We start from the raw sequence: 13750 nt of genomic DNA on the forward strand, positions 1-13750 counted from the left end.
GGCTGTCACCGACATTCAGTTCGTTGAAGGCCGAATTGGCGGTGTAGGTCCAGGCACCGTTGGCGTCGATGCTGAACTTGCCGTAGTCGCCCACGACGTTGCTCTGCGCCTCGAAGGTCTCCGGGCTGTCGACGTCGCTGATGGTCAAGGTGCCGCCAGTGCTCAGCGGGAGATTGGATTCATCCAGTTCGACGGTGGCCGAACTCAACACGGCCGCGTCGTTGGTGCCCTTGATGGTGACCTTGACGCTGGTGGCGGTACCGTCGGCGCTGAGCACCTGGAAGGTGTCGACCAGGCTGTCATTGACGTTCAGCGCATCGAACGCGGAGTTGGCGGTGTAGGTCCAGACGCCGGCGGCGGTGATGCTGAAATGGCCATAGGTGCCGGCGGTATCGGGCTGGGCCTGGAAGGTCGCCGGGCTGTCGATGTCGTTGATGGTCAGGGTGCCGCCGGTGCTCAGCGGGAGATTGGATTCATACAGCTCGACATCGGCCGAGCCCAGCACGGCGGCATCGTTCACCCCTTCGAGCTGCACCGTAGCAGTGGCCCAACTGAGGGTGCCATTACCCATGCGGATGGCGTAGGTGAAGCTGTCGGTCATCAGCTCGCCGGCCGCCAGGCTCCGGTAGGCGTCGCTATTGAAAATCGCGCTGGCGTCGTAGAAAACCTTGACCGCCCCGCCCAGCGGGTCTTCGGCAATCCAGATCCGCGCGCCATAAGCACTTTCACTCACGATGGCATGGGCCAGGAGGTCGGCCTGGATCTCTGTCCGGCTTGCGGCGGTGCCATCGTCCTGCACGCCATCGGCCAGCGAGTAGAGGGTCTTGGCCTTGCCGCCCAGGTCATTCGCCATGACGTCCAGGCAGATGTAGTTGGAACCGGTCCGCACCAGGTCGTCGTAGATGAAGCTGTCGCCTTTGGCCTGGGGAGTGTTGCCGAAGGAGATGGGGGAGATGGCCATGCTGGGTTCCTTGCATTGAGTTTGTTGGACGTATGGGCTTTACCGGGGCCGGGCGACAGCGCCGGGTGGCCCATGGAAGTCCGCGGCGGACCGCTGCGGCAGGCGTGCACGAAGCCCGAAGGCAGCGCGCAGGAATCTGCGAGCACCCATGCAAGGGACTCCTGAATTGAGTAAGGGACCGTGAAGAAGAAGGGCACCGACTACAGCGACGGCCAAAGCACTGATGTCAGTTTGATATTCGTTTAGGAGGGGGCCGAGCCTCTGTAAAGGAACGGGCTGGGGCGAGGTGTACTGACGGTCAAAATCACGACGAACGGCGAAATGGAGTCGGGAATTTGACTGACGGTGTGATGACGCCCCGCTCGCGGAGAACGGTGACTTGTAGTGAAACCCGGATGGGACGACCATCTGCCCCTTGATTCGGCCCTGCCCTGGAGAAGACATGGCCCGGCACCCGCAGGTCGACCCGATATCCGCCAGGATGGCGTGGATAGGGTCTGGCCGCCCCTGGCGCGCCCTGCGCCGGCCCTCGTTGCTGATACCGCTGCTGATGCTGGCGCTGCTCTGGTCGGCCGACCGCTTGTTCCCGTTGCCGCTGCCGGACGACGACCTGGCGCGGGTGGTACTGGCCGAGGACGGCACGCCGCTGTGGCGCTTCGCCGATGCCAACGGCGTCTGGCGCTACCCGATAAGCCAGGACGAGGTGTCGCCCTTTTACCTCGAGGCGCTGCTGACCTACGAGGACCGCTGGTTCTACCAGCACCCCGGCGTGAATCCCCTGGCCCTGGCGCGTGCAGCCTGGCTCAACCTCACCGGTGGGCGCGTGCTTTCCGGGGGGAGCACCCTGTCGATGCAAGTGGCGCGGCTGCTCGACCCGCATTCGCGGACCTTCGCTGGCAAGTTGCGTCAGCTCTGGCGTACCGCGCAGCTGGAGTGGCACCTGTCCAAGGACGAAATCCTCGGCCTCTACCTCAATCGCGCGCCTTTTGGTGGCACCCTGCAGGGCGTGGCGGCGGCCAGTTGGGCCTACCTCGGCAAGCCACCGTCTCAACTGACCCGTGCCGAGGCCGCACTGTTGGCGGTTTTGCCCCAGGCGCCCAGCCGACTACGGCCGGACCGCCACCCCGAGCTTGCCCAAAAGGCGCGTGACAAGGTGCTGCGGCGCCTGGCGCAGTTCGACGTCTGGCCCGAAGGCGCGGTGAAGGAAGCCATGGAAGAGCCGGTGCTGCTGGCGCCGCGCCAGGAACCCAGCCTGGCACCGCTGCTGGCGCGGAGGCTGAATACCCCGAAGAGCCCGCCGCTGATCCGCACCACCCTCGATGCCGCGTTGCAGCGCCGCCTGGAAGACCTGTTGCTGGGTTGGCGCGCGCGCCTGCCGGAGCGCACCTCGGCGGCCATCCTGGTGGTGGAACACCAGGCCATGGCCGTACGTGCTTACCTGGGCTCTGTGGATATCGCCGATGAGCGCCGCTTCGGTCACGTGGACATGGTCCAGTCGTTGCGCTCGCCCGGTTCCACCCTCAAGCCGTTCCTCTATGGCATGGCCCTGGATGCCGGGCTGATCCACTCCGAATCCCTGTTGCAGGACGTGCCCCGGCGTTACGGCGACTACCGCCCCGGCAACTTCGCTGCGGGCTTCATCGGCCCGGTGTCCGCCAGCGAGGCGCTGGGCATGTCCCTCAACCTGCCAGCGGTGCAACTGCTGGAGGCCTACGGGCCGAAGCGTTTCGCCGGGGAGCTGCGCAACGTCGGCGTGCCGCTGGTGCTGCCGGCGGCCAGTGAGCCGAACCTGGCGCTGATCCTCGGTGGCGCCGGCAGCAAGCTGGAAGAACTGGTCAGCGGTTACAGCGCCTTCGCCCGTCAGGGCCGCGTCGCCCACCTGCGCCTACAGCCCCAGGATGCTTTGCAGGAACGCCGCCTGCTGTCGCCCGGCGCGGCCTGGATCATCCGCCGCATCCTCGCCGGACAGGCGCGCCCGGACCGCGACCCGCGCGCACGATTGACGCAACGACCGGTGTTGGCCTGGAAGACCGGCACCAGCTACGGCTTCCGCGACGCCTGGGCGATTGGCGTTGGTCCGCGCTACCTGATCGGCATCTGGATAGGCCGCCCCGACGGCACACCGGTGCCCGGTCAGTTCGGTCTGGCGTCGGCCGCCCCCTTGTTGTTGCAGGTGCATGACCTGCTGGTGAACCGCGATACCCAGCGCGGCATCGCCCAGCCGGTGGACCCGCAACCCCCTGAAGTCGGCGTCGCCGCCATCTGCTGGCCCCTTGGCCAGCCCATGGCCAAGGGCGATCCGAACTGTCGTCGCCAGCGTTTCGCCTGGACCCTCGAAGGCACCACGCCACCGACCCTGCTGGCGGCCGACCAGCCACTCGGCCTGGGGCTGCGCCAACCCCTCTGGGTGGACGCCGAGGGCCGTCAGGTAGCCGCCGGTTGCAGCGGCGCCCAGTCCCGCGAACTGGTGCTCTGGCCCGCCCCTCTGGAGCCCTGGTTACCCCGCCGCGAGCGTCGGGCTGCGCGCGTGCCGGAGGTGGCCCCGGCCTGCCCACCGCAGTTGCCGCCGCCCGCCGCACCGCTTTCCATCGTCGGGGTTCGTGAAGGCGACCAGCTGCGCCGCCCATCGGGCAGCGCCGGCCCCTTGCGTCTTCAGCTCTCCACCCTCGGCGGCAGCGGACGGCGCTGGTGGTTCCTCGACGGCGCGCCGCTTACCGCCACGGCCGCGGAGGAGAGCTTCAACCAGGAGTTCCGGCGCAGCGGCCGGCACCAGCTGAGCGTGCTCGACGAGGCCGGACAAACCGCTCGTCTGGAGTTCGCCGTCACGGACTGACCGAGCGTTCAAGTTTTTGGCATGGGGCGCCGATAGTAGTTGTTGGCAATGGATGAAAAAATTGTCGAACAGTTTGTATACAATCCTTCGCCCCCTCGTCCTGCCTCAAACAAGAACTCCCAAGGAGACAACTCCATGCGCCTCTGGCAACGCAGTATTCAGTGGCAGCTGATCCTCAGCATGGGCGCAGCCCTGCTCGCCGGCATTCTCATCGTCATTGGCATCTATTCGGTGTTGATGAACCGCCTCACCGAACGTTTCCTGCTGGATGAAGCCCTGCCCGCCCGCGTGCAGGCGATCGGCAACTCCCTGGAGCGCACACTGGCAGCCCCCATCACCGCCAACGCCGGCATCGCCGAGAACGCGCTGGTGCAGGACTGGTTGGCCGAAGGCGAAGACCCGGCCCGCGCCGAGGCCTTTGCCCGCTACCTGGAAGGCGTGCGCGCCCAGCAGAACGCCACCACCACCTCCATCGCGGTGCTGGACAGCGGTCACTACTACACGGGCCAGGGCCTGGCGCGCACCATTTCCCGCAGCCAGCCGGAGAACCAGTGGTTCTACAAGCTGGTGGACAGCGACCGGAACCGGGTGCTGGAAATCGATATCGACAAGGGCACCCGCCTGCCGACCCTGTTCATCAACCAGCGCATCAGCCGCAACGGCAAGACGCTCGGTGTTTCCGGCCTGGGCTACAGCCTGCAGTCCATGTCCGAGATGATCCGCGATTTCCGCTTCGGTGAGCGCGGTCGCGTCTTCCTGATGGACCGCGAAGGCAACATCAAGGTGCACCCTGACGCCGCCCTGAATGGCAGTGCCCGCCTGGCCGATGTTTTCGGTACCGACTCGGCGGCCCAACTGCTGGCCTCCGGCGGCAAGGCGATCCACTTCAGCCGCGATGGCGAGGATTACCTGGCCCTGGCCCGTCCCCTGGAAAGCCTCGGCTGGCAACTGGTGAGCGAAGTGCCCGAGGCGGAAATCTACGCCGAAGCGCGCAAGGCCATGTGGACCAGCAGCTTCGCCGGTTTCGGTGTCCTCGCCCTCTGCCTGCTGTTGGTGGTGGTGCTGGCGCGCGGCCTGGTTCGGCCCATTCGCCAGGTCACCGCGGCGCTGGTGGAAATCGGTGGCGGGGGTGGCGATCTCACCCGTCGCCTGGACGAGTCCCGTGCCGATGAACTGGGCGATCTGGCCCGTGGCTTCAACCGTTTCCTGGAAAGCCAGCGCAGCCTGATCGGCGAAGTGCTCGATACCAGCCAGCGCCTGCATAAGGTGGTCGGCCAGGTGGCCCAGGTGGTGGACAACACGGCCAGCCGCTCCAGCCAGCAACAGGAAATGACCGACATGGTCGCCACCGCCGTGCACGAGATGGGCCTCACCGTGCAGGAGATTGCCCGCAACGCCGGCACCGCCGCCCAGGCTTCGCAGCAAGCCCGCGACGAGTCCTTGCAGGCGCGCCACGTGGTGGGCGAGTCCGTCGGACACATCGAGAAGATGTCCAACGAGATCGGCGTCGCCGCCTCGGCGGTGAGCGAGCTGGCCAGCCAGGTCGCTTCCATCGACCAGGTATTGGCGGTGATTCGTGGCATCTCCGAACAGACCAACCTGTTGGCGTTGAACGCCGCCATCGAGGCCGCGCGTGCCGGCGAAATGGGGCGGGGCTTCGCCGTGGTCGCCGACGAGGTGCGTACCCTGGCCAGCCGCACCCAGGCTTCCACCGATGAAATCCAGCAGATGATCCAGCGCCTCAAGCACGGCGCCGAAACCGCGGTGCATTCCATGCACGCCGGCCAGGCCGCCACCGGCACGGGTGTCGAGGCCAGCCAGCGCACCGGCACCTCCCTGGGGGCGATCACCGATCAGGTGGAACGCATCAGCGACATGAACCACCAGGTGGCGGCGGCGACCGAAGAGCAGTCGTCGGTGACCGAGGAAATCAATCGCAACGTCCAGGGCATCGCCGACCTGGCCCACGCGACAGCCAGCGAAGTACGTGGCTGCCGCGAGGAATGCCAGACCTTGAGCCGCCTGGCTGGAGACCTGGCGCAGCAGGTGGGCAAGTTCAGGTTGTGAGGCGAAGAGGCGAAGCACTGCTTCGCCCGTAGGGTGGACCACGCTTCATCGGTCCACCATGCGAGGGTAGGCATAGCGCCGCTGGTGGATGGAAAAGCGTCATCCACCCTACCGGTCTCCGACCTTCAGTCGCCCGGATGCCGGCCGCTGGTGGCTTCAGGAGTACTGGCGCGAAGCTCGGAGGCCGAGCGCGAATCCTCTCTTTTTCAGGAACAGGCACCCGGCGAAAATGACGCTGAACCGGGCTGTTCTCTCGCCAGATATCGCCTCGGCTTATCCCCGACGAATGAGCCAGACGCCACCCACGATCAGCGCCAGACCAGCCAGTTTGCCGATGCTGACGGGGGCCTCGCGGAAGCCAGCCCAGCCGAAGTGATCCAGCGTCAGGGCCATGCTCAGTTGGCCAGCCAGCACCAGCGTCATGAACAGCAGCGCGCCGATACGCGGGCCGGCAAAGGCGGCGGTGGCGATGAACACGGCGCCCAGCAGGCCACCACTCCACTGCCACCAGCTCACGCCCTTGAGTGCATCGAAGGTCGGCAACTCGCGCTGGATCAGTACCACCGTGAGCAGGGCCAGGGTGCCCACCACGAAGGACATCAGGGCAGCGCTCATGACGCTGGAAATCTGTTTGGCCAACTGGCCATTGATACCGGCCTGCAGGGGCAGGAAGGCACCGGCGACGAAGGGCAGGGCGAGCAGCCACCAGGCCTTGGGCATGGCGATCTCCGGGGGAAATTCGAGGGGCGCCTAGTATGCCCGAGGCCCTTCCCGGTTAGCGCGTCGATCGCCGGACGAAATGCTGTCTGTCCGCTGCAGCCCGCGCCAATCGGGGCTCACAGCGCGCCTTATACAAACTGTTAATACCAAGTCGAAGATTGTCGATGGCTGTTGCGTGAACTGTCATGGCTGCAGAAGTACGGGGCTGAGGGGCCCCGGCGAGTAGGCACGACAAGGTAGGGACGCAAATGAACAACAAGACGAACTGGATCAATCTGGGCACTGCCCTGACCCTGGCAATGGTGTTTTCCGTGACGGGGTGCAGCAGCGGCGGCGGTGGTTCGAAGAGCTTCGTGGACAGCGCGAGCAGCGATACGCCGGCGGATGCAGCCGCTGGCACTGAGGGCGGAACGAGCACCGATGGTGGGGCCGGCGGTGGAGCGGTAGACGGCGGCACCGGCGGAGGAGCCGGGGGTGGAACCGATGGCGGCGTCGTCGGTGGCGGTACAGGCGGTGGCGGTGTTGTAGGTGGAGGGACCACAGGCGGCGGTGGAACTGGCGGTGGTGTGGTGGATGGCGGTACCAGTGGCGGCACGGGCGGTGGTGTGGTGGACGGCGGTACCGGCGGGAGCACCGGAGGCGGCACCGGAGGTAGTACGGGCGGCGGCGTGGTGGACGGCGGCACCGGCGGAAGCACCGGTGGCGGTTCGGGCGGTGGCAGCGGCGGTGGATCAGGTGGCGGCAGTGGCGGCGGAACCACAGTTCCCGGCCTGGTGACCGGTGACGTGCTGCAGGACGCGGGCGGCATCGTCTCGGGTGCCGGCGATGCCGTCGGGCAACTGGGTCAGGCCGTCGGCAATATCCCGGTCGCCGGCAACACGGACCTTACGGGCGGCGCGGGTGATCTGGTGTCTTCCGTTGGCCAGGCCACTGACAGCCTGGGCGATGGCATCAAGGACGGTGTCGGCCAGTTGGGCAAGGACGACAATGCGCTGGGCACCTCCGTCGGCAGCATCGGCGAGGCCGTGAACGACCTCGGCGGAGGCGTTTCGGCACTGGGCGATGGCGTGAAGGATCTCTCCGATTCATCAGTGGTGCAGCATCTGCCGGTACTCGGCGGCACCGTCGGGGGTGTGGTCGACAAGACGGGCGTGCTGGTGGATGGCGTCGGCGAGAAGGTCTCCATGCTCGGCAATACCCTGGACACCGCAGTAACATCCGGCCCGCTGGGGGATGTCACCGGCGCTGTAGGCGACAAGCTGGTTCCCGTGGTCAGCCTCGCGGAAAGCGTCACCGGCAAACTGGGCACCGCCACCGGCCTGAACGAACCGGTGGGCGGCCTGCTGGACAAGGTCGGCGACACACTTGGCGCGGTCGGTGACAAGGTGGCCGATGGCGTCGATAACCCCCTGGGGCAAGCCGTCGGCGATACCTTGGCCAAGACCGGCGATGCCCTGTCCACCAGTGGCGGCCTGCTCGACCAGCAGGAAGGCGGTAGCACGCCGCAGACGAGCCTGGATGCGGTGGTCAGCAATGTAACCGACGCCACCCGACAGATCGGCCAGCAGACCGGCCTCGCCGCGCCTGTGGACAACCTGCTGGAAACCGCCGGCGGCGTAGTCGCCGGGGCGGGCAGCGGCCTGGACGCGGGCAGCCACAACGGACTGGTCAGTGCGGCAGGTAGCGCGGTGGTGGAAACCGGGCAGACGGTAGCCTCGCTCGGCACCCTGGTGGGTGGCGACGGCGTCACCAACAACCCGGTGGGTGCGCCGATGGCCGAGGTTACCAGCACTGTAGGGGCGGTGCTCACCCCCGTGGTTCAGGACGTGGGTGGTGTCACTCAGCAACTGGGGGCGAGCACTGGACTGGGCGACCCGGCCGGCAATCTGGTGCAGCAGGTTGGCGGTACCGTGGCCGACCTTGGCCAGCAAGTCGACGCCTCCAGCGGCAATCCGGTGATCAGCCAGGTTGGGCAGACCGTCGACGGTGCCGGCCAGGTCGTCGAGAAGGTCGGCACGCTGCTCGAGGGCGGCGGCAGCCCCTCGGGCAATGGCGGCGTCCTGGGCGGCCTTGGCGCCACGCTGCAAGGCAACATCTCCGGAAGCGTGAGCGGCAGTCTCGGCACCGGCCTGCTGGGCGGCCAGCGCAACTGACCTGCCTTCGCCGGGCTCCCGTGCGGAGCCCGGCAATCTCTTGCCCTTCGGCTACGCCATCAGGGAGTGACCCATGCGTGCTTCAGCAGCGCTGCTCGCGCTTGGCTGCGTAGCGTTCAGCCACGCCCATGCGCAACAGAACCCGGTTTACCTCAACAGCAACGAAATCGAACGTCAGCTGCCCACCCCCAACCTGCCGGTGGACGCCTATCGACCGAAGGTGCCAGCGCTCAAGCTGCCAGAGGCGGGCAAGCCGCAACCCCTGATGATGAGTACCCGGATCAGGGTTCGTGAGGTGCGGATCGAGGGCGGCAGCGTCTATCCCTCGGCCGAGTTGAATGGGGTCTACCAGCCCTTCGTGGGCCGCGAGGTGAGCCTGGGTGAACTGATCGAGGCCACCCGTGGAGTGACGCGGCGTTACCAGGGCGATGGCTACCTGCTGTCCTATGCCTTTCTGCCGGTGCAGGGTTTCGAGCAGGGCAGGGTCCGGGTGGTCCTGGTGGAGGGATACGTCAAGGACTACCAGGTACAGGGTGACATCGGCGCCGTGCACGCCCATGTCGACAAACTGGTCGCGCGCCTTCAGGCCGAGCGTCCACTGACTCGCAAGACCTTCGAGCGCTACACCAGCCTGATGGGGCGCATCCCCGGCGTCACCTTGAGTGCGCGGGTGCCGCCGCCAGCCACCACCGACGGCGCCAGCCGCCTGCAGATACAGGCGTCGCGCAAGCCCTGGACCAGCAGCCTCAACTTCAGTGAGGACAACCGTGGTAGCGCCCAGGCGGTGCTGGGGCTCACCAGCAATGCCCGGACGGCCATGGCCGAGCAGGTGGGCATCAGCGTGCTGGCGCCGCCCGGAGAAGACGACGAGCGCTACTACCGGCTCGACTACAGCCAGTACCTGGGCAGCGACGGCACGCGCCTGAATCTCTACAGCTCGCACTATCGCAGCCAGCCGGAAGACAACCTGCGCCTTGCCAACGGCCTGGAACTGGAGCGCCACCTCAGCAATGACCGGCTCTCCATCGGCGCGAGCCATCCGCTGATTGCCGCGCAGAAGGAATGGCTGAGCCTCGGTGCGCGCCTCTATGGCGTGAATGACCGGGTGCGCTACGAGGTGGTCGGCTACCCCCTGAGCGTCGATGCCGATACCGACCTGCGTGCACAGGCCTTCGAAGGCGATTGGAGCCGTGCTGACGAGCGCCGACTGCGCATTCTCAGCGCCGGCCTCTATCGCGGGTTGGATGCCCTGGGTGCGCGCACCGACAGCGAACTGTTCGACCTGGAGTTCACCCGCTTGCGCCTGTCCGGCGTGCAGAGCGACCGCTTCGGTGAGCGGTGGCAAGGCGTGCTGTCCGCCGCGTTCTACTGGAGTGAAGACAGCCTGCCCGATGCCGAGCAGGTGGTATTCGGCGGCCAGAACTTCGGTCGAGGCTACCCGAGTGACCAGGCATCCGGAGACAAGGGATGGGGCGCGGCCTACGAAGTGAATCTCAGCCATCAGCGCGACGGCCGCTGGATTCGCCTGTTGCAACCCTACGTGGTGGTCGACACCGCACAGGCCTGGTTCAACGAGCAGCCGCTGTCCCGCTCACACCTGTCTTCGCTGGCGACTGGCGTGAGGATGGGCGACGCGCACTACTACAACGTCGCCCTGGAAGTGGCCAGGCCGATGTCGGACGAAGCCCTCGACAGCCGCAACCGCAGCCCGCGCGTGACCTTGAGTTTCAGCTACCAGCTCTAGCAACGAAAAAGGCCGCCATCCCGGGCGGCCTTGTTCTTTCGATTCGTGTGTATCAGTTGCTCACCAGTTTCAGCTGGGTTTGCGGGAACTGGGCCTTGATGACCTCCACCAGGCGTTCCAGGTAGATGGGTTTGCGGAAGAAGTCGATCACATGAAGGCGCAGCACATCGATCACGTCGTCCATGTCGGCATGGCCCGAAGTCACGATCACTGGCAGGTGTTGCTTGTTGGTATGGGCACGCAGTCGCTGGATCAGTCGCATACCGCTTTCCTCGGGCATGCGCAGATCGGTGACGACCAGGGAGATATTGGGGTGGAGTAGCAAAAGGTCTATCGCGCTCCTGACCGAAGTGGCGGTGTGGCAGTAGAAGCCTTCGCCTTCGAGCATCTCTGCCAGTTCCAGCAGGATATCTTCTTCATCATCGACCAAGAGCAATTGCTGTCGGAGCAGGGGAGTAGAGGGCATAGTTGGCCTCCTGCCGAGTTTCTACGTTATCCAGTTTTTTATTGATCAAACAGATAACTTTATTTTTATGGGGTTGAGGCAGTGGTCATTCCGTTTTTGATTGAAGTGAAAGTGGTTTCAACCCCTTTCTTGATATCCGGGCTGAACGAAATAATCGCCACCGCAACCATCGCTGCCACTATCGCGTACTCAATACCGGATGCACCCTCTTCTTCCTTTCCAAACTTCCGCAGCTTCTTTGCAAGAGACAACAGGGACATGGTTATGGACTCCTCGCCTGATGGGGGTTTGCCTAAGGCAAGCTGAGCGTTGTCGAGAGACTTCTCCGCCGCAACTGTAAGAAAGCATTAATACCAAAGATATATATCCGGGCGGCTGTGGATTACTCCCCAGTAGTGGGGAATAAAACCCGGAACTGGGCGTATGTCTACAGCCAAATGAAACTTCAGGGCGTGTGAGAATTGTTTTCAGGCGAGGGAAAAATAAATTTATTTGCCAGGAAGAACTTCTGCTAAACAGATTTCAGGGCAAGTTAATGAAGTTGAGGAAGGCGGCCGCAGGCTGGTCGCAAAGTGAAGATGCCCCCATACGCAGGGGCCTGTAGTTCTCACGGCAGAGGAAGTGCCAGATGAATAGCCGGATGACCATGGCTTTGGCCGCGGTGCTGCTGTTGGGCGCCTTGTTGGCCGGATACTGGGGAATAGTGCTCAGCCGCGCACCGCAGGCCGTCGAGACGGTTTCGCCGGTCGCTCCCCGTGATACCTCCCCCCTTGCCACCGACGCCGCCGACAAGCTGCGCACCCCCGTGGTGGTCGCCGCGCGGGCCCTCAGTCCCTTCGTCGCGGTGACGGCTGAGGACCTGCGCATCGAAGAGCTGCGCATCGCGCCGCCCGGCAGTTTCAGCAAGGTCGAAGACGTCATCGGCCGCCGCCCCTGGACGGCGGTGCCGGCCGGTAGTTGGCTGGAACCGGCCAGTTTCGAGGCCGGCGGCCCGCTGGCGCGGATGATCCGCACCGATGAACGCGCTGTGGCAGTGGCAGTGGATGAAGTGGTGGGCGGCGGGGGTCATCTGCGTCCGGGCGACTACGTGGACGTCCTGCTGTTCCTGCGTGGCGAGGCCGGCGCCAGCCAGCAGAGTGCCCAGGTGGCGGTGCCCGCCCTGCGCCTGTTGAGCTTCGGCGAAGACCTCGGCCCCGACGCCGAAGGCCGCGCCAGCCAGCCCGCCAAAGAGGGCGAGCAGGTCGAGCGTCGCGCGCCGAGCACTGCCGTCCTGGCCGTGCCCGAACAATGGGTGACCCGCCTGATGCTGGCCAGCCAGGCCGGTTCCTTGCGCCTGGCCGTGCGCAGCGCCGATGAACGCCTGCTGGAGCGCTACCAGACCGGTGAATCGACGGCGGTGTCCCTGGACGCCAACAGTCGTCATCTGATGCCTCTCGAACAACTGAGTGCGTCACCGACTCCCCGACGCACCGTGGCACCCGCCCCGACGGTGGCGCCCGCCAGCAAGGGGCCCGGAGTCGCCGTCTACCGTGGTGCCGAACTGACCCGCCAGATTCCCTGACCCCGCAAGGAACGCCTGAATGAAGCACTGGATCGCCTCCCTGATCTTTCCACTGCTCGGCTGCGTGCCCCTGACGGCCTTGGCTGCGTCGGGCTGCGATGCGTTGGGCCAGGCGGCAGGCGTGGTGGAGGTCGGGCAGGGTCGTCAGGAAGTCATGAGCTACCCGCAGGCCATTACACGCCTGGCCGTGGGCGATCCGGAAGTGGCCGACGTCCAGCTCGCCGACAAGCACTCCTTCCTTGTTACCGGCAAGCGCGCCGGTGCCACCAGCCTGATGGTCTGGACCAGCTGCAGCCGCGAGCCGCGCCGCAGCCTGCTGTATATCGAAGGCGTGGCCAGCGCGGCGCTGGCCGAATCCCTGGATGAGCCGCAGGTTGCCGATCCGGTGCCGAGCCAGGTGCAGACCGATATCCGCTTCGTCGAGGTCAGTCGTGGCAAGCTCAAGCAGGCCAGCACCTCGTTGGTACGTCAGGGTTCCAATCTCTTCGTGCTGGGCGCGCCGGGCAGCCTCAACAACATTTCGGTGACCCCCGACGGCATTCTCGATGGCACCTTCGGCGGCGCCACCGGTGGCTTCAACGTCATCTGGGGGGGCGGCAGCAGCAAGGTGCTGGGCTTTATCAACGCGCTGGAGAACAGCGGCTTCGCCTACACCCTGGCCAAGCCCAGCCTGGTTGCCCTGAGCGGCCAGAGTGCGAGCTTCCTCGCCGGCGGCGAATTCCCCGTTCCAGTGCCCAATGGCGAGGGCGACAACATCACCATCGAATACAAGGAGTTCGGCGTGCGCCTGACCCTTACTCCAACGGTGGTCGGGCGTCAGCGCATTTCCCTGAAGGTGGCGCCCGAGGTCAGCGAACTGGATTTCAGCGCCGGCGTCAGCATCGCCGGTACCCAGGTGCCGGCGCTCAAGGTACGGCGCACCGATACCAGCATCTCCCTGGCGGATGGTGAGAGCTTCGTCATTAGCGGCCTGATCAGCAGCCAGAACATCGCCAACATCGACAAGTTCCCCGGTCTCGGCGACCTGCCGGTGATCGGTGCGCTGTTCCGCTCTTCGCAGATCGATCGCGAAGACCGCGAGCTGCTGATGATCGTCACCCCGCACCTGGTCCAGCCGCTGGCGGCGGGTGCACAACTGCCCGAGCTTCCCGGCGAAGGTCTGCGCCGCTACGACCCGGGCTTCTTCGACTTCTACCTGAACGAGCGTGGCGACTTCGATCGCCGCGCCGGGCTGTCCGAGTGAGG

10 protein-coding genes and 1 pseudogene are annotated in these 13750 nt (G+C 65.7%); 7 read left to right on the forward strand and 4 right to left on the reverse strand.

Annotation, left to right across the window (positions count from 1 at the left end):
- A partial coding sequence (locus DM872_RS11650; protein WP_218649246.1) for a VCBS domain-containing protein occupies nucleotides 1-961 on the reverse strand: 961 nt, incomplete at its 3' end.
- A gap of 481 nt (nucleotides 962-1442) precedes the next feature.
- Between DM872_RS11650 and pbpC the strand changes: the two genes are divergently transcribed.
- The 3 genes and pseudogenes from pbpC (at nucleotide 1443) to DM872_RS31060 (ending at nucleotide 5861) form a co-directional block, all read left to right on the forward strand.
- Nucleotides 1443-3794: a peptidoglycan glycosyltransferase PbpC gene (gene pbpC / locus DM872_RS11655; protein ID WP_256873385.1), complete on the forward strand. Its 2352-nt coding sequence runs from the start codon at nucleotides 1443-1445 to the stop codon at nucleotides 3792-3794.
- 237 nt (nucleotides 3795-4031) lie between these two features.
- A pseudogene (locus tag DM872_RS31055) lies at nucleotides 4032-4997 on the forward strand (HAMP domain-containing protein); the annotation flags it as partial.
- A gap of 135 nt (nucleotides 4998-5132) precedes the next feature.
- Nucleotides 5133-5861, forward strand: coding sequence for a methyl-accepting chemotaxis protein (locus tag DM872_RS31060; RefSeq protein WP_444860448.1), 729 nt, complete (start codon nucleotides 5133-5135; stop codon nucleotides 5859-5861).
- Nucleotides 5862-6134: 273 nt separating this feature from the next.
- Here DM872_RS31060 and DM872_RS11665 read toward each other — a convergent pair whose 3' ends face one another.
- Nucleotides 6135-6581 carry a DMT family transporter gene (locus DM872_RS11665; RefSeq protein WP_179059647.1) on the reverse strand — a complete coding sequence of 149 codons (447 nt, stop codon included), beginning with the start codon at nucleotides 6579-6581 and terminating at the stop codon, nucleotides 6135-6137.
- Between the two features lie 248 nt (nucleotides 6582-6829).
- Between DM872_RS11665 and DM872_RS11670 the strand changes: the two genes are divergently transcribed.
- Together DM872_RS11670 and DM872_RS11675 are read left to right on the forward strand one after the other, a co-directional pair.
- Nucleotides 6830-8734: a collagen-like triple helix repeat-containing protein gene (locus DM872_RS11670; RefSeq protein WP_179059648.1), complete on the forward strand. Its 1905-nt coding sequence runs from the start codon at nucleotides 6830-6832 to the stop codon at nucleotides 8732-8734.
- Between the two features lie 73 nt (nucleotides 8735-8807).
- Nucleotides 8808-10478, forward strand: coding sequence for a ShlB/FhaC/HecB family hemolysin secretion/activation protein (locus tag DM872_RS11675; RefSeq protein ID WP_179059649.1), 1671 nt, complete (start codon nucleotides 8808-8810; stop codon nucleotides 10476-10478).
- Nucleotides 10479-10530: 52 nt separating this feature from the next.
- On the opposite strand, the gene DM872_RS11680 is transcribed toward DM872_RS11675, so the two are convergent.
- Both DM872_RS11680 and DM872_RS11685 read right to left on the reverse strand, forming a co-directional pair.
- Entirely contained in the window at nucleotides 10531-10944 is a 414-nt protein-coding gene (locus DM872_RS11680) for a response regulator (RefSeq protein WP_179059650.1), read from the reverse strand.
- Between the two features lie 65 nt (nucleotides 10945-11009).
- A complete protein-coding gene (locus DM872_RS11685; protein ID WP_179059651.1) occupies nucleotides 11010-11204 on the reverse strand; it encodes a Flp family type IVb pilin in 195 nt (64 codons plus the stop codon).
- A 368-nt stretch (nucleotides 11205-11572) separates the two neighbouring features.
- On the opposite strand from DM872_RS11685, the gene cpaB reads away from it, so the two are divergent.
- Nucleotides 11573-12505 (forward strand): Flp pilus assembly protein CpaB, encoded by a 933-nt coding sequence (cpaB, locus tag DM872_RS11690; RefSeq protein WP_179059652.1) that lies wholly within the window; start codon nucleotides 11573-11575, stop codon nucleotides 12503-12505.
- Nucleotides 12506-12524: 19 nt separating this feature from the next.
- On the forward strand, nucleotides 12525-13748 hold the full coding sequence (locus DM872_RS11695) for a type II and III secretion system protein family protein (RefSeq protein WP_179059653.1): 1224 nt from the start codon (nucleotides 12525-12527) through the stop codon (nucleotides 13746-13748).
- The last annotated feature ends 2 nt before the right edge of the window (nucleotides 13749-13750 follow it).

Origin of the sequence: Pseudomonas taiwanensis (assembly GCF_013393345.1) — a bacterium.
GTDB lineage: Bacteria > Pseudomonadota > Gammaproteobacteria > Pseudomonadales > Pseudomonadaceae > Metapseudomonas > Metapseudomonas resinovorans_C.